This is a genomic window from Sphingomonas sp. Leaf23 (assembly GCF_001421585.1).
Lineage (GTDB): Bacteria > Pseudomonadota > Alphaproteobacteria > Sphingomonadales > Sphingomonadaceae > Sphingomonas.
Genome location: NZ_LMKR01000002.1, coordinates 130,612 through 146,152 on the forward strand (window position 1 = coordinate 130,612; position 15,541 = coordinate 146,152).

Below are 15,541 nucleotides of genomic sequence, written 5' to 3' on the forward strand. Positions count from 1 at the left end.
GCCGGTCGCCTACCCCGACCACCGGAGCGACCGTGACCCCCGATCTCGACCAATTGCGTGCCGACCTGCTCGCCGCCATCGATGCCTCTGCGGGCGTCGACGCGCTGGAGGCGGTGCGTGTTCATGCGCTGGGCAAGCAGGGGGCGGTGACCGGCCTGCTGAAGACGCTGGGCAGCCTGTCGCCCGAGGAACGCCAGACCGTGGCGCCGGGCATCCACGCGCTGCGCGAGGCGGTGACCAGCGCAATCGGTGCCCGCAAGGCCGACCTTGAGGCGCGCACGCTGGCGGCGAAGCTGGCGTCGGAACGCGTCGACCTGACCCTGCCCGCCGACCGCATCGCGACCGGCGGAGTGCATCCGGTATCGCAGGTGATGGACGAACTGGCCGAAATCTTTGCCGATCTGGGCTTTGCCGTCGCGACGGGTCCGGAGATCGAGGACGACTGGCATAATTTCACCGCGCTCAACATTCCGGAAACGCATCCGGCGCGGGCGATGCATGATACGTTTTACGCGCAGCGCCGAAGCCCGCAGGGCGAGACCAGCGCAAGCGCGGCCGGCGGCGCCGAAGCGCCGTCCGACGACGGTGGCTCCGCCACCGTCGTCCCCGAACGCTACGTCCTCAGAACCCATACATCGCCGGTCCAAATCCGCACGATGATGACCCAGCAACCCCCGATCCGCATCATCGCGCCGGGCCGGGTCTATCGCAGCGACAGTGACGCGACCCACACCCCGATGTTCCACCAGATCGAGGGGCTGGTGATCGATCGCGGCATCCATATGGGGCATCTCAAATGGACGCTGGAGACGTTCCTGAAAGCGTATTTCGAGCGCGACGACATCGTGCTGCGCCTGCGCCCGAGCTATTTCCCGTTCACCGAACCGTCGGCGGAAGTCGATATCGGCTATACGCTGGAAAAGGGTCGGCGCGTCGTCGGCGGTGATCCGAGCAAGGGCAATGGCGGCTGGATGGAGGTGCTGGGCAGCGGCATGGTCCATCCCAAGGTTATCGCGGCGTGCGGGCTGGACCCCGATGAATGGCAGGGGTTCGCGTTCGGCACCGGCGTCGACCGGCTGGCGATGCTGAAATACGGCATGGACGATCTGCGTCCGTTCTTCGACGGCGATCTGCGCTGGTTGAAACATTATGGCTTTGCGGCGCTGGACGTCCCCACGCTGTCGGGGGGAGTAGGCGCATGAAGTTCACCTTGAGCTGGCTGCACGAGCATCTCGATACCGATGCCTCGCTGGACACGATCCTGGGCGCGCTGAACGCGATCGGGTTGGAGGTTGAGGGCGTCGAGAATCCGGGCGAGAAGCTGGCCGCGTTCCGCGTCGCTCGCGTCATGACCGCCGAACCGCATCCGCAGGCGGACAAGCTGCAGGTATTGTCGGTCGATGCCGGCAATGGCCCGTTGCAGGTCGTGTGCGGTGCGCCCAATGCCCGCGCGGGGCTGGTCGGCGTGTTTGGGATGCCCGGCGCGACGGTGCCGGCCAATGGCATGGTGCTGAAGGTCGCGGCGATCCGTGGCGTCGAATCCAACGGCATGATGTGTTCAACCCGCGAACTGGAGCTGGGCGAGGATCATGACGGGATCATCGAGCTGCCCGCCGATGCGCCGGTCGGGACCCCCTTCCCCGCCTATGCCGGGCTGGACGATCCGGTGATCGACATCAGCGTCACGCCGAACCGGCAGGACTGCATGGGCGTGCGCGGGATCGCACGCGATCTGGCGGCGGCGGGGTACGGGACGCTCAAGGATCTGACGGTGCCGGTCGTGGCGGGCGAAGGTGCCGGCCCCAACGTCCGGGTCGAGGATGCGGCGGGCTGTCCGGCCTTTTATGCGCAGGCGGTGCGCGGGCTGACCAATGGCGAGTCGCCCGAATGGATGCGCCGCCGGCTGAACGCGATCGGGCAGAAGCCGATTTCGACGCTGGTCGACATCACCAATTACGTGATGTTCGATCTGGGGCGGCCGCTGCACGTCTATGACATGGCGAAGCTCGACGGTGGCCTCGTTGCGCGGCAGGCGATGGCCGGCGAGAGCGTCGTGGCGCTGAACGGCAAGTCGTACACGCTGAGCGGCGGCGAGACGGTGATCGCCGATGCCAGCGCGGTGCACGATATCGGCGGCATCATGGGCGGCGAGCACTCGGGCGTGTCGGACACGACCACCGACGTGCTGATCGAATGCGCCTATTTCACCCCCGAAGCGATCGCGCGGACGGGGCAGAGGCTGGCGCTGACCAGCGATGCGCGTACGCGGTTCGAACGCGGGGTCGATCCGGCGTTCGTCGAGCACGGGCTGGCCATCGCCACCGACTATGTGCTGCGGCTGTGCGGCGGACAGGCCAGCGGCGTGACCAAGGCCGGTACGCCACCGACCGAGGCCCGCACGATCATCCATCAGCCGGGCCGCGTCGCGACGCTGGGCGGGCTTGACGTGGCCGAGGACCGGCAGCGCGACATTCTCGAACGGCTGGGCTTCACCGTCGGCGACAATTGGCAGGTGACTGTTCCGTCGTGGCGGCGCGATGTCGAGGGGACCGCCGATCTGGTCGAGGAAGTGATCCGGATCGAGGGGCTGGACAAGGTGCCGTCCACCCCGCTCGACCGCCCCGCCGGGGTGGCGGTGCCGACCGCGACGGCCGAGCAGAAGCTGGAGCGGCGGATGCGCCGCGCGGCGGCTGCACGCGGTCTGGCTGAGGCGATCACCTGGAGCTTCATCGCCGATGACGAAGCCGCGCCGTTCGGCGGCGGTGCATGGGAGGTGGTGAACCCGATCGCCAGCGATATGCGCGTGATGCGCCCGTCGCTGCTGCCCGGTCTGCTCAGCGCCGCCGCGCGTAATGCGAAGCGTGGGGCAAGCAGCGTGCGGCTATTCGAGATCGGCCGGCGCTATCTGGCCGAGGGCGAGCGCGCGACGCTGGGCATCGTGCTGTCGGGCGAGCGGACTCCGCGCAACTGGCGGACGGGCAAGGCGCAGGGCTTCGATGCGTTCGATGCCAAGGCGGAAGTGCTGGCGCTGCTGGAGGCCGCAGGGGCGCCGGTCGGCAATTTGCAGGTGATGGACGGCGCGGGTGACGTGTTCCATCCGGGGCAGTCGGCGACGCTCAGGCTCGGGCCGAAGACAGTGCTGGCGAGCTTCGGCGTGCTGCACCCGACCACCGCCAAGGCGTTCGACCTAGGCGGCGGCGTGGTGGCGGCGGAGATTTATCTCGACGCGCTGCCGGCCAAGCGGGGCCAAGGCTTCATGCGCGCGGCCTATGCGCCGCCGGCGTTGCAGGCAGTAACGCGCGACTTCGCGTTCCTGGTCGCCGATGACGTGACCGGCGACCAACTGGTGCGCGCGGTACGGGGGGCCGACAAGGCGGCGATCGTCGATGCGCGGCTGTTCGATGTCTTTGCCGGCGCGGGTGTCGAACCGGGGCACAAGAGCCTGGCGATCGAGGTCACGTTGCAGCCGGGGGCGAAGAGCTTCACCGATGTCGAATTGAAGGCGATTTCGGACAAGATCGTCGCGGCAGCCAAGAAGATCGGTGGGAGTCTGCGCGCATGACCGTTACCCTGACCAACGGAACGCTGACCGTCGCCGTCGAACCGCTCGGTGCCGAACTGCATTCGATCAAGGACCCGCACGGTCGCGAACTGATGACCAACGCCGACCCGGCGTACTGGACCGGTCATGCGCCGATCCTGTTCCCGATCATCGGCGCGGTGCAGGACGATCGCTATCATGTCGATGGTACGGTCTACCACCTCGCCAAGCACGGCTTTGCGCGGCGGTCGATGTTCGTGAAGGTTGCGCAGACCGACACATCGGCGCGGTTCGAGCTGGTCGATGATGCCGAGACGCGGAAGGTCTATCCGTTCGCGTTCGTGCTTCACGTGGAACATCGGCTGGACGGGGCGACCCTGCATACCGAGGTGACGGTGACCAATAGCGGCGACCGGGACCTGCCGGCGAGCATCGGCTTTCATCCGGCGTTCGCTTGGCCGCTGCCCTATGGGCGCGACCGGGCGGCGCACCGGATGGTGTTTTCGGATGCGGAAGTTGACACCGTCGCGGCGATCGCCGCCAACGGGACGATCGCGGCGGAGCGGCGGCCCAGCCCATTGGACGGTACCCTCCTGACATTGAACGATGCCCTGTTCGCCGATGACGCGCTGGTGTTCGATCCGGTGCAGAGCGACAGCGTCACCTATGGCGCCGAGGACGGGCCGCAGCTGCGCGTCGATTTTCGGGGGATGCCGAAGCTCGGCATCTGGACCAAGCCGGGGTCGGCGTTCGTGTGCATCGAGCCGTGGGACGGCATTGCCGATCCGGAGGGCTTTGCGGGGGACATCTTCGACAAGCCGGGCATCCACCGGGTCGCGCCGGGGGCGACGCATCGGGCGGCGATGTCGGTGACGTTGGTGGAGTGATCGAACCCCGGATCGTGTCCGGGGTGACGTGGGGCCGGGTGTAGCGTTCCATAACGCTCCGTTGCGGGAATCCCCCTGCGGCCCTAAAGGCCGGCGATGGACCATATTTCCGATCGCCGCACCTTTGCGATCATCTCCCACCCCGACGCCGGCAAGACCACGCTGACCGAAAAGCTGCTGCTGTTCGGCGGCGCTATTCACTTGGCAGGCGAGGTGAAGGCGCGCGGTGCCGCGCGGCGCGCGCGGTCGGATTGGATGAAGATCGAGCAGCAGCGCGGGATTTCGGTCACGTCGTCGGTGATGACGTTCGAGCGCAACGGGCTGACCTTCAACCTGCTCGACACGCCGGGCCACGAGGATTTTTCCGAAGATACCTATCGCACGCTGACCGCGGTCGATTCGGCGGTGATGGTGATCGACGCGGCGAAGGGCATCGAGCCGCAGACCCGCAAGCTGTTCGAAGTGTGCCGGCTGCGCAGCGTGCCGATCATCACCTTCGTCAACAAGGTCGACCGCGAAGGGCGCGATCCGTTCGCGCTGCTCGATGAGGTCGCCGACATGCTCCAGCTCGACGTATGCCCGATGACCTGGCCGGCGGGCATGGGCGGGCAGTTCGAGGGGATTTACGACCTGGTCGACAACCGGCTGTTGCAGCCGGAGGCCGGGACCAAGGATTTCCAGGGCAAGGTGGAGCAGTTCACCGGCCTCGACGACGAACGGATCGATTCGGTGCTGTCGGCCGAAGGGGCCGAGCGGCTGCGCGAGGAGGCCGAGCTGGCGACCGGCGGCTACGCGAGCTTCGATGGCGCGGCGTATCGCGCGGGCGATTTGACCCCGGTCTATTTCGGGTCAGCGTTGAAGGAATTCGGTGTCGATTCGCTGATCGACGCAATCGCGCGCCACGCCCCCCCGCCCCGCCCGCAGCCAGCCGAGCCCGCGCCGGTCGATCCGACCGACGACCGCGTGACCGGGTTCGTGTTCAAGGTGCAGGCGAACATGGACCCCAACCACCGTGACCGGATCGCATTCATGCGGCTGTGTTCGGGGGTGTTCAAACGCGGCATGAAGCTGACCCCGACGGGGCACGGCAAGCCGATCGCGATCCATTCGCCGATCCTGTTCTTCGCGCGCGAACGTGAGTTGGCAGACGAGGCCTATCCGGGCGATATCATCGGCATTCCCAACCATGGCACGCTGCGCGTCGGCGATACGCTGTCGGAGCGGGCCGATGTGCGCTTTACCGGGCTGCCGAACTTTGCGCCCGAAATCCTGCGCCGCGTGGTGCTGAAGGACCCGACCAAGACCAAGCAGTTGCGCAAAGCCCTCGACGACATGGCCGAGGAAGGTGTCACGCAGGTCTTCTATCCCGACATCGGGTCGAACTGGGTGATCGGGGTGGTCGGGCAGTTGCAGCTGGAAGTGCTGCTGAGCCGGCTGGAGGTCGAGTACAAGGTCGCGGCGGGGCTGGAAATGGCTCCGTTCGAGACCGCGCGTTGGGTGTCGGCGGGTGATCCGGTGGATTTGAAGGCGTTTACCGACCTGCATCGCAGCGCGATGGCGAAGGATCGCGACGGGAATCCGGTGTTCCTGGCGAAGAGCGCGTGGGAGGTCGGGTATATCGCCGACAAATATTCGAAGGTGAAGTTCGCGGCGACGCGGGAGCGGTAAGTTTGCCCGTACCCTCGCCTAGGCGGGGATACTGTTTGGCGGATCGGCCACGCCTGCCCCTTCGTCACCCCGGACTTGATCCGGGGTCCCGCTTCTTCTTTTTTGCCGGACGAAGAAGGAAGAAGCGGGACCCCGGGTCAAACCCGGGGTGATGTTGTGGGGGAAGGTTACGCCACCCAGTCGCGGCTTAGGCGGCGGCTGGCGAGGGCCATCAGGGCTCCCGCGACCAGATACAGGCACAGCGCCGCCGCGATGGCGTAGCGTAGTGATTCGGTGCCGTAGGTGGGTGCAAGGCCCTTCGACAGCTGCCCGACGACCCAGCTGCCCAGCCCCAGCCCGATCAGATTGTTGATGAGCAGGAAACTGGCCGAGGCGGTGGCACGCATGTGCGCCGGCACCAGATGCTGCACGGCGGTCAGCACCGGCCCCAGCCACACATAGACCAACGCCTGCGGGAGGAGGAACAGCGCAAACGCCGCCACCCAGCCGCTCGACAGCACGCCGGCGATGAACAGCGGCGTGCCGAGCACATAGCAGAGCGCAGGCAGCAGCGCGTACCAGCGCTTGTTGCGCTGGCCCAGCCGGTCGCCGAGCGATCCGCCAAGCAGGATGCCCGCCACCCCGCCGGTCAGCAGCAGCGCGCCGAAGAACTGGCCGGTCTGGATCAGGTCGAGGCCGAAGCTGCGCATCATCAGGCTGGGCAGCCAGAACGCGACGCCATAGCCGCACATCGACCCCGCCGCCGCGCCGAAGGCGAGCAGCCAGAAGCTGGGTTTCGCGGCGAGGATGCCGAACACGCGGCCGACGGGGATACGGTCGGCGCTGGCCACCGCGTGCGGCGGGTCCTTCACCAGCAACCGGAAGAACGGCGCGATGACGAGGCCCGCGAGGCCGACCGTGTAGAAGGCGGTGCGCCATTCCACCGCCTGCGCGATATAGCCGCCGAGCAGGACGCCGCCGGCTGCGCCCAGCGGGATGCCGAGCGAATAGATGGCGAGCGCGCGGGCGCGGCGTTCGGGGGGAAAGGTGTCGGCGATCAGCGCATAGGACGGGGCGACGCCGCCGGCCTCCCCCACCCCGACGCCCAAGCGGAACAGGAACATCTGGGTGAAATTCTGCGCGGTGCCGCACAGCGCGGTGAAGGCGCTCCACACGCCGAGGCTGATCGTGATGACCCAAGTGCGGCTGGTGCGGTCGGCGATCAGCGCGAGCGGAATCGCCAGCGTCGAATAGAGCGCGGCAAAGGCGAGGCCGCCCAACATTCCCATCTGCCCGTCGTCGAGGCCGAGGTCGCGTTGTACCGGCTGCGCGAGGATCGACAGGATTTGCCGGTCGAGGAAGTTGAAGCTGTAGACCAGCAGCAACATGGCGAGGGTGATGCGGGGGTTTTTCATGCACTTCCTCGAAGATCCTCCCCGTTCACGGGGAGGGGGACCAGCACAGCTGGTGGAGGGGGAGCGCCGCGAACGCAACCGTGGCGAAAGGGGACACCCCCCTCCACCACCGCTGCGCGGCGGTCCCCCTTCCCGTGCCGGGGAGGATTTAGAACTTCACTTCGAACGTCGCGGTCGCCGTGCGCGGCGGGCCGTAATAGCCGATGATCGAATTCCCGAAGAGCGCGCCGGGGAAGTTGTAGCCGCCCACCCGGTAGCGTTCGTCGGTCAGGTTGCGCAGCGCCATGCCGAGGCGGTAGCGGCCATTGCCCGACAGCCAGTTCACCGAGGCATTGACCAGTGCATAGCCGTCCTGGTCGAGCGCGGGGGTCGGGATTTCGAACAGCGCATAATCGCTGCGCAGCGTGACTTCGGGCGTGACCGACAGCGCACCGCCGGCGAAATCGGTCGAGGCGGTGAACGACGCGGCGGCGGTGAATTCCGGCGTATTCTGGAACACGCGCTGGTTCGACACGTCGACCGGGGTCGTGCCGCCGTTGATGAAGGTCAGGAATTCCTTGTAGTCGGCATTGGTGTAGCCGAACGACACCTGTGCCGAAAATTCACGCGACGGGACCATCCGCGCCTCGATCTCCAGGCCGTAGATGTCCGCCTTACCGGCGTTATCCACGAAGCTGGCGATACCGCCGTTGATGTTCGGCACCTGCACCGTAACCTGCTGGTCGGTGTAGCGCGAATAATAGCCGGCCATGTTCAGGAACAGGGTGCGGTCGAGGAACGCGCCCTTCATGCCGACTTCGTAGCTGGTGATCTTTTCGGGGTCATAGCCATTGACGGTGGTCGGCGTGAACACCGCGTCGCCGCGCATGTCGAACCCGCCCGATTTGAACCCCCTGCCCCACGACGCATACAGGTTCAGGTCCTTGCGCGGCTCATAGCTGATCGAGACGCGCGGGGTGAACTGTTCGAAGCTGCGGTCGTTGGTGTAATCGGTACGGATCAGGCCCGGTACGGCGTTGGCATTGCCGAAGCGCGGGCTGCGAATGCCGGTATAGTTGCGGCGGAAGACCGTGCCGGTCTTGTCATCCTTGGTATAGCGCAGGCCGCCCGAAATCTTCAGCTGGTCGGTCACGTCGAAGCTGATGTCGCCGAATGCGGCATAGCTCTTGGTCTTCACCTCGCCCGAGGTCAGCGTGGTGAGGTTCAGGCCGCCCAGCACCGTGTCGAACGCGCCCGACGCGGTGGCGTTCAGGTAATACAGGCCGACGATGCCCTGCACCCGGTCGCCCTGCAGCAGCAGCTGGAGTTCCTGCGTGAACTGGTTGTCGTCATATTCCGCCGGCACGTCCAACGTCGGCAGCGCGGTGTTGTCGAAATCGATGACGGTGTTGGTCGCCCCTTCGCGGTAGGCGCTGATCGACTTGAAGGTCAGCAGGTCGGACAGCTGGAACTCGCCGGTCAGCGACACCCCCTGCGCCACCACGCGGTTGCGGTCGCCGATGCCGGCGCGGGTGTCATAGACATTGCCGGTCGGGGCATAGCGCGCGTCGTTGCCGTTGCCGGTCAGGCGGGTGCCGTGGCGCGGGTTCGACCGGTCGAGCGTGCGATCGCCCGCGACGCGGACGAAGATCGCATCAGTCGGAGTCCATTCGGCCGACACACGCGCGGCCAGCACATCCTTGTCATACTGGTCGGCCCCGGTGGTCAGGTTGGTGCCGTATCCGTCGCGCTTGTAGCGGGCGATCGCTCCGCCGATCGCGAAGGTGTCGCCGATCGGCACCGTGACCTGCCCGACCAGATCAAACTGGTTGTACGAGCCGTAGGAGGCACGGGCGGTCGCGGCATAGTCGTGGCCCAGCCGCTTGGTAACGTATTTGATCGCGCCGCCGATGGTGTTGCGGCCGTACAGCGTACCCTGCGGCCCGCGCAGCACCTCGACCCGTTCCACGTCGAAAATGTCGAGCACCGCGCCCTGCGGCCGGGCGACATAGACGTCGTCGAGATAGAGGCCGACGCCGGGTTCGAAGCCCCAGAGCGGGTCCTGCTGTCCGACGCCGCGGCTGAACGCGATCAGCGTCGAGTTCGACCCGCGCGCGATCTGCAGCGTCAGATTGGGGGTCTTGTCCTGCAAGGCGGTGATGTCGACCGCGCCGGTGCGGGTCAGCTGGTCGCCGGTGACGACCGACATGGCGATCGGCACGTCGATGACGCTTTCGGCACGGCGACGCGCCGTGACGACGATATCGCCGTCGCCCTGATCCTCGACCACCGATGCCGAGTCGGCCGGGGCGGCCGGCGGCGTTTCCGTGGTTTGCGCGAGTGCGGGCGATGCGGCGAGTGCCGCCCCCAAAAGCAGACTGGCGCGGATTCCGAATGTGCGGCGCATCGACCTCTCCCTGATATGAACGCCACCCGTTCGCCGGGTTGTACGTCGTTGCGCTTCGCTATACTGAAAGCTGAACCGGGTTTCAACTTATGCCCGACAGGAGAGGAGAAAAATCATGGCGACCGACGCTGCCGGTCCCGGTGCCCCTGCATCGGTGGACAAGGTGCCGCGCACCGAACGCGGTCGCCGGACGCAGCGCGCCATCCTCGACGCCGCCGCCGCCGAGTTCGGGGAAAAGGGATTTCACGAAGGATCGATCAGCGGGATCACGCGGCGGGCGGGCGTGGCGCTAGGCAGTTTCTACACCTATTTCGATTCGAAGGACGCGGTGTTCCGCGCGCTGGTCGCCGACATGTCGGCGCAGGTGCGCGATCATGTCGGCCCGGCGATTCGCGAGGCGGACGGGCGCATCGCGGCGGAGCGTGCGGGCCTGCTGGAATTCATCCGCTTCGTGCGGAGCCACAAGGAAATCTACCGCATCATCGACGAGTCGGAGTTCGTCGATCCCGCCAGCTTCCGGCGGCATTATGCGACGACCGCCGATCGCATCGCCGCGCGCATCCGCACCGGGCCGGACGATACCCAGGCGGAGGTCCACGCCTGGGCGATCATGGGGATGAACGTGTTTCTGGGCCTGCGCTACGGCGTGTGGGACGAGGATCGCACGCCGGAGGCGGTGGCCGATACCATCGCGGCACTGCTGGCGCGGGGCATCGGCTGACCCTTCTCCTATTTCTTCAGCAGGTCTGCCAGGCCGCCGAGCGCCGTCAGCGGTCCCGCCTCTTCCTCCTTCAGCACGCCGGCCGCGCGCAATGCTTCCTCGGCATGGGGGCTGCGCGGATAGGGATCGAGCGCGAGCGCGAGCGTTTCCGCCGCCGCCTCCCCCAGGTCGATCGCCGATCCGGTGTAGAACATCGTGTCGAGCGCGTCGTCGTCGAGTTCGAGTTCGCCATGTTCCACGCTGCCTTCGGGCAGGAACCGCAGGGTGAAGGATTCGTCGACCGTTTCGGGCACCGGTTCGCCGCTGGCGACGCAGGGCTGCGCGACCTTGGCCGTCAGCCGCCCGGTGGCGATGATGCCGGCGGCATCGCGGCGCAGGCTGTAGTCCGCCTCGAGCGAATCGAGTTCGAGCAGGTTGAACCGGCCCATCAGCAGGCGGCGTTCGTCGCTATCGGCGCTGATGTGCTGCTTCAGTTCACCCTCCCCGATCTGGTCGATGCGCACGGGGCGGTGGAATTCAGGTGTCATGGCAGGGTTCCGGCAAGGAGATCGTCGATGGACACGGTGTCGAGCGCAACGCGAAGGGCGCGCAATTCGGCAGCGACATGGGCAAGCGCGTCGGGGGCGGGTTCGACCCCGCGATAGAGGTTGCGGACCAGCGCCGATTCGAAACCGCCATCGGACAGCCCGTCGCGATACGCGCCCAGCCGCCCGCCCAGCGCCGCCATCATCCGCCCGATATGCTTGCCGACCACCATGTCGCCGAAGCCGATCTGGCGCAGCTGCCCGTCCATGTCGTCGACGAAACATTCCGCAAGGCTCGCAGCGGGGGCGGCCCCTGCCCCCTCGCCCTCCAGCCGGAGCATCACCATCGACAAGACGGCCGCGATCATGTCGAACCGCCCGTCGAGCGTGTCGGGCACCCCGCCGGCCAGATACCAGTGCGGCATCCGCCCGCGCGCCACGACCGCATTGTACAGGGTGGTGGCGATGCGCGGCGGCGGTTCGCGACGGAACAGGCGGGATAGCGGCATGACTCTCCGGGCAGATGAAGGGCGCGCTTGTGGATAACGCGGGTCCGTCATATTGAACGCGTGGCTGCGCGATGCAATCGCGTCGGCCCGGTCGCGCGTTCGCTGGACGGAGATTTTATGGTTCGCTTCCCCACCCGTGGCGCAGTGGCGCTGATGATCGCCTGTGCCGCGGCGGGCCTGGGAGGTTGCACGAAGCTGCGCAGCCACCAGGGCTATGTCATCGATCCCGATCTGGTCAACGCGGTCCAGCCGGGCGTGGATACCCGCCAGTCGGTGTTGCAGACGCTGGGCACGCCCACCTTCGTCGGGCAGTTTTCCGACCGCGAATGGTTCTATCTGTCGCGCGACAGCCGCAACCTGGCGTTCAACCGCCCGCGTGCCGTCGACCAGACGACGTTGAAGATCAGTTTCGACCAGGCCGGCAACGTGACCAAGATCGACCGTACCGGCGTCGATCAGGTCGTCGGCATCAGCCCGTGGGACAAGAAGACTCCGACGCTGGGCCGCGAATCGAACTTCTTCCGCGATCTGTTCGGCAATATCGGCACGGTCGGCGCACCGGGCACCGGCGGGCCGGCGCAGAACCGGTAACGGGCGCTCCCGACAGGGGGTCGCCGGCATCCCGGCGACTCCTTACCCTTTCAGAACGCTGACGATCGCATTCGCCGCGCGTTCAGCGCGACTCGGGCATGCCTGTCCTCATCAAGAGGACAGGAGCAATCCCGATGCGAAAGATCATTCTGGCAGCACTGGCGGCGACCGTCGCCCTCCCCGCCGTTGCGACCCCGGCCATGGCCCAGTCGCGCCATGAACTGCGCCGCGACCGGCAGGATATTCGCGAGGAACGCCGCGAATACGCCCAGGCACTGCGCCGTGGCGACCCGCGCGACATCCGCGACGAACGCCGCGACCTGAACCGTGCGCGGCGTGAATATCGCGAGGACCGGCGCGACCGGGCATGGGGCCGCAACGACTGGCGCGCCTATCGCCAGGGGCATCGCGGCATCTATGCCCGCGGCAACTGGAACGCGCCGTTCCGGTATCAGACGTTCCGTCCGGGCATCGCGATCGGGCGCCCCTATTATGCGCAGCGTTACTGGATCGCCGATCCCGGCCGCTATCGCCTGCCCCCGGCCCGCGTGAACCAGCGTTGGGTGCGGCATTATAACGACGTTGTGCTGGTCGATTACCGGCGCGGGCGGGTGATCGACGTAATCCGCAACTTCTATTGGTAAAGCCCGCGGTTCGGCCGCGCCGTCGATACGCTCGGCGCGGCCGGTGCGCGAGGCACCAGTCCCGAAAGGGGGATTAAGGACCGTTTTCGCCAACGTCCCGATTCCCCGGCGGTTCAATCGGACACGATAAAAATTAACGATGGCGGCGATGCTGCGATAGCGAACGGCTTGTCGGGCATCGCCGCCGCGTCGTAGACCATATCCAGGAACGGTTCGGGGGAAACGGGCATGGATGCGGTGATCGCATGGATCGATGCGATCGCGCGCGAGACCATGTTGTTCGCCGCCGTGGGATTCCTGATCGGCGGGCTGGACGATCTGGCGGTCGACGGTGCGTTCCTGCTCCGCGCGATCCGCCGCTGGTGGCGTGGTGCGTCCCAGCCGACGCTGGACGACTTTCCCCGTGGCGGCTGCACCGGACGGATCGCGGTGATGGTGCCGGCATGGGACGAAGCGGTAGTGATCGGCGCGATGCTGCGCGCCACGCTGGCGCGGTTCGACCATCCCGACTGGCGGCTTTATGCCGGGGCCTATCCCAACGACCGCGCGACCATTGCCGCGATCGTCGCGGTGGCGACCGAGGACGATCGGGTGCGGCTGACGCTAACTCCCGCTCCGGGGCCGACGACCAAGGCCGACTGCCTGAACGCGCTATGGCGGGCGATCATCGCCGATGGCGCGGCCGAGGGGCGCCCCTTTACCGCGATGGTGCTGCACGATGCCGAGGACGTGGTGCATCCCGGCGAATTGCGGGTGTACGATCACCTGCTGACCACCGCCGATACGGTGCAGATCCCCGTCCTGCCGCTGGCCGATCCCGCATCGCGCTGGGTTTCGGGACATTATATCGACGAATTTGCCGAGGCGCATGGCCGGCAATTGCCGGTGCGCGGTGCACTGGGTGCCGAGCTGCCGCTGGCCGGGGTGGGCTGCGCCATTTCGGCGGCCATGCTGTCGCGTATCGCCGCGCGGCGCGGGGGCCTGCCGTTCGACGAAACCAGCCTGACCGAGGATTACGAGCTGGGGCTGACCGTTCGCGCGCTGGGCGGGCGGGGGGTGTTCGTGCGGGTGCGGGAAACGCCGGGCGGGCCGCCGGTCGCGGTGCGCGCCTATTTCCCCGCGCGACTGGACGCCGCCGTCCGGCAAAAGGCGCGGTGGATGACCGGGATCGCACTGGCCGGATGGGACCGGATCGGGTGGCAGGCGGGCGGGGGGCCGCACGACCACTGGATGCGGATGCGCGACCGGCGGGCGATCCTGGCGATTCCGGTGCTGGCGGTCGCCTATATCGCGCTGGTCGCGTGGGGGCTGGGCGGGACGGCGCACACCCTGCGCGGGAGCGATGCGACGCCGCTGGACCCGGCGTTGCAGCTGGTGCTGGCGATCAACCTCTGCCTGCTGGTGTGGCGTACGGCGATGCGATGGGCGCTGGTGCGGCACAGCTATGGCCGGGACGAGGCGTGGCGATCGATCCCGCGGATGCTGGTCGGCAATCTGGTCGCGCTGCTGGCCGCACGACGGGCGGTGATGCGCTATGCCGCCACGCTGCGCGGACGCCCGGTACGGTGGGACAAGACCGCGCATCATTTCCCCGACATCGCTGGGCTGCCCGGCGCGTGACCCCGGCCCGCGGACGCCCGTTGCGCTTTCTGGCGGTCGTCACGGTCGGCTGGGTCGGGATGCGGGTCGCGCTGCTATGGCCCGACGGATTGCCGCCGGAGCATTGGGTGCGACTCGTGCTGCCGGGCGTGCGGGTCGTGGCGGTCGCGCAGCCGGAGGTGGCGCTCCACCGGCCGGTGACGCTGCCGCCGCGGGACGTTGCGCCGCCACCCGCCAGCCGGACCACGCTGGCGATGATCGACCTGTCGGCGGTGGCGACGGCACGGGGCGCAGCGCCGGTGCCGGCCGATGCGGATCGGGTGCGGCTGGCCCTGCTCGGCCTGATCGGCTTTGCCTCGGCGGAACCGGTCGACGGCAGCATCGCACCGCTGCAGATGCCGCCGCTGCCGCCGGCTGCGGGTCCGCGCATGACGATCAGCCTGTGGGCGCTGGCCCGGCCGGGCGCGGCGAGCGGCGGGCCGGTACAGCTGGGCGGCGGGCAGGCGGGGATGCGGCTGCGGATGCCGGTGACGGCGGACGGGCATGCGGCGATCGCCGGGCGCATCGCGACACCGCTGGCGGGGCAGGGGCGGGAGGCCGCGTTGGGCGTCGAATGGCGACCCTTGCCCGCGCCGGTGGCGATGGTGGTCGAACGCCGGGTCGCGCTCGATCGGGGGCGCAGCGGGACCGGGATGGGGCTGATCGCCGGGATCGACCGGGGATTGCCCGGCGATCTGGCGATCGAAGCCTATGGTCAGGCTGGCGCGGTCGCGCGCGACGGGATCGAACCCTATGCCGACGGCGCGGCGCGGCTGCTGCATCCGGTCGCCACGGTCGGGCGCGGGACGCTCCGGCTGGGCGTCGGCGGCTGGGGCGGGGCGCAGCGCGAGGGTGCGCGGCTGGATATCGGGCCGTCCGCCGTGGCGGCGGTGCCGGTCGGGCGCGGCACTGTGCGGCTGTCGCTCGACTGGCGGCAGCGGATCGGCGGGGCCGCGGCGCCGGGATCGGGACCGGCACTGACGCTCGGCAGCGACTTTTAAACGCGTTGCTGGCACGCTGGCACCGAACGCGGTAACC

General features: G+C 67.9%; 13 protein-coding genes. 9 read left to right on the top strand and 4 right to left on the bottom strand.

The annotated features are described in order from the left end of the window. The first annotated feature begins 32 nt into the window (after positions 1–32). The 4 genes from pheS (at position 33) to ASE67_RS04405 (ending at position 6,096) form a co-directional block, all read left to right on the top strand. Complete coding sequence (gene pheS, locus ASE67_RS04390) at positions 33–1,202, top strand: phenylalanine--tRNA ligase subunit alpha (protein ID WP_055757219.1); 1,170 nt, start codon at positions 33–35, stop codon at positions 1,200–1,202. After that, positions 1,199–3,562 carry a phenylalanine--tRNA ligase subunit beta gene (pheT, locus tag ASE67_RS04395; protein WP_055757220.1) on the top strand — a complete coding sequence of 788 codons (2,364 nt, stop codon included), beginning with the start codon at positions 1,199–1,201 and terminating at the stop codon, positions 3,560–3,562. Before pheS ends, pheT begins: the two co-directional genes overlap by 4 nt. Next, positions 3,559–4,428, top strand: coding sequence for an aldose 1-epimerase family protein (locus tag ASE67_RS04400; RefSeq protein ID WP_055757222.1), 870 nt, complete (start codon positions 3,559–3,561; stop codon positions 4,426–4,428). Before pheT ends, ASE67_RS04400 begins: the two co-directional genes overlap by 4 nt. Positions 4,429–4,524: 96 nt before the next feature. Then, positions 4,525–6,096 (top strand): peptide chain release factor 3, encoded by a 1,572-nt coding sequence (locus ASE67_RS04405; RefSeq protein ID WP_055757225.1) that lies wholly within the window; start codon positions 4,525–4,527, stop codon positions 6,094–6,096. A gap of 167 nt (positions 6,097–6,263) precedes the next feature. On the opposite strand, the gene ASE67_RS04410 is transcribed toward ASE67_RS04405, so the two are convergent. Both ASE67_RS04410 and ASE67_RS04415 read right to left on the bottom strand, forming a co-directional pair. Then, complete coding sequence (locus ASE67_RS04410; RefSeq protein WP_055757227.1) at positions 6,264–7,490, bottom strand: spinster family MFS transporter; 1,227 nt, start codon at positions 7,488–7,490, stop codon at positions 6,264–6,266. Positions 7,491–7,638: 148 nt separating this feature from the next. Further along, on the bottom strand, positions 7,639–9,876 hold the full coding sequence (locus tag ASE67_RS04415) for a TonB-dependent receptor (RefSeq protein ID WP_055757228.1): 2,238 nt from the start codon (positions 9,874–9,876) through the stop codon (positions 7,639–7,641). Between the two features lie 115 nt (positions 9,877–9,991). On the opposite strand from ASE67_RS04415, the gene ASE67_RS04420 reads away from it, so the two are divergent. Further along, positions 9,992–10,597, top strand: a complete 606-nt coding sequence (locus ASE67_RS04420; RefSeq protein ID WP_055757230.1) for a TetR/AcrR family transcriptional regulator — start codon at positions 9,992–9,994, stop codon at positions 10,595–10,597. Between the two features lie 8 nt (positions 10,598–10,605). Here the strand turns inward: ASE67_RS04420 and ASE67_RS04425 are convergent, their stop codons facing one another. Both ASE67_RS04425 and ASE67_RS04430 read right to left on the bottom strand, forming a co-directional pair. Further along, complete coding sequence (locus ASE67_RS04425) at positions 10,606–11,124, bottom strand: YceD family protein (RefSeq protein WP_055757232.1); 519 nt, start codon at positions 11,122–11,124, stop codon at positions 10,606–10,608. Beyond that, a complete protein-coding gene (locus ASE67_RS04430) occupies positions 11,121–11,630 on the bottom strand; it encodes a ubiquinol-cytochrome C chaperone family protein (protein ID WP_055757235.1) in 510 nt (169 codons plus the stop codon). Before ASE67_RS04430 ends, ASE67_RS04425 begins: the two co-directional genes overlap by 4 nt. A 117-nt stretch (positions 11,631–11,747) precedes the next feature. Between ASE67_RS04430 and ASE67_RS04435 the strand changes: the two genes are divergently transcribed. The 4 genes from ASE67_RS04435 (at position 11,748) to ASE67_RS04450 (ending at position 15,504) form a co-directional block, all read left to right on the top strand. Further along, positions 11,748–12,221 (top strand): outer membrane protein assembly factor BamE, encoded by a 474-nt coding sequence (locus ASE67_RS04435; RefSeq protein WP_055759115.1) that lies wholly within the window; start codon positions 11,748–11,750, stop codon positions 12,219–12,221. Positions 12,222–12,355: 134 nt separating this feature from the next. After that, positions 12,356–12,865: an RcnB family protein gene (locus ASE67_RS04440; RefSeq protein ID WP_055757236.1), complete on the top strand. Its 510-nt coding sequence runs from the start codon at positions 12,356–12,358 to the stop codon at positions 12,863–12,865. Between the two features lie 228 nt (positions 12,866–13,093). Next, positions 13,094–14,485 carry a glycosyl transferase family protein gene (locus tag ASE67_RS04445; protein ID WP_055757238.1) on the top strand — a complete coding sequence of 464 codons (1,392 nt, stop codon included), beginning with the start codon at positions 13,094–13,096 and terminating at the stop codon, positions 14,483–14,485. Next, positions 14,482–15,504, top strand: coding sequence for a hypothetical protein (locus ASE67_RS04450; protein WP_055757240.1), 1,023 nt, complete (start codon positions 14,482–14,484; stop codon positions 15,502–15,504). The genes ASE67_RS04445 and ASE67_RS04450 overlap by 4 nt, the downstream gene beginning before the upstream one ends. Positions 15,505–15,541 lie beyond the last annotated feature (37 nt).

What these genes read in the sequence shown, in the direction of transcription:
- pheT (WP_055757220.1), top strand. Translation starts at nt 1,199, where the DNA reads ATGAAGTTCACCTTGAGCTGGCTGCACGAGCATCTCGATACCGATGCC.
- ASE67_RS04400 (WP_055757222.1), top strand. Translation starts at nt 3,559, where the DNA reads ATGACCGTTACCCTGACCAACGGAACGCTGACCGTCGCCGTCGAACCG.
- ASE67_RS04405 (WP_055757225.1), top strand. Translation starts at nt 4,525, where the DNA reads ATGGACCATATTTCCGATCGCCGCACCTTTGCGATCATCTCCCACCCC.
- ASE67_RS04410 (WP_055757227.1), bottom strand. Translation starts at nt 7,490, where the DNA reads ATGAAAAACCCCCGCATCACCCTCGCCATGTTGCTGCTGGTCTACAGC.
- ASE67_RS04415 (WP_055757228.1), bottom strand. Translation starts at nt 9,876, where the DNA reads ATGCGCCGCACATTCGGAATCCGCGCCAGTCTGCTTTTGGGGGCGGCA.
- ASE67_RS04420 (WP_055757230.1), top strand. Translation starts at nt 9,992, where the DNA reads ATGGCGACCGACGCTGCCGGTCCCGGTGCCCCTGCATCGGTGGACAAG.
- ASE67_RS04425 (WP_055757232.1), bottom strand. Translation starts at nt 11,124, where the DNA reads ATGACACCTGAATTCCACCGCCCCGTGCGCATCGACCAGATCGGGGAG.
- ASE67_RS04430 (WP_055757235.1), bottom strand. Translation starts at nt 11,630, where the DNA reads ATGCCGCTATCCCGCCTGTTCCGTCGCGAACCGCCGCCGCGCATCGCC.
- ASE67_RS04435 (WP_055759115.1), top strand. Translation starts at nt 11,748, where the DNA reads ATGGTTCGCTTCCCCACCCGTGGCGCAGTGGCGCTGATGATCGCCTGT.
- ASE67_RS04440 (WP_055757236.1), top strand. Translation starts at nt 12,356, where the DNA reads ATGCGAAAGATCATTCTGGCAGCACTGGCGGCGACCGTCGCCCTCCCC.
- ASE67_RS04445 (WP_055757238.1), top strand. Translation starts at nt 13,094, where the DNA reads ATGGATGCGGTGATCGCATGGATCGATGCGATCGCGCGCGAGACCATG.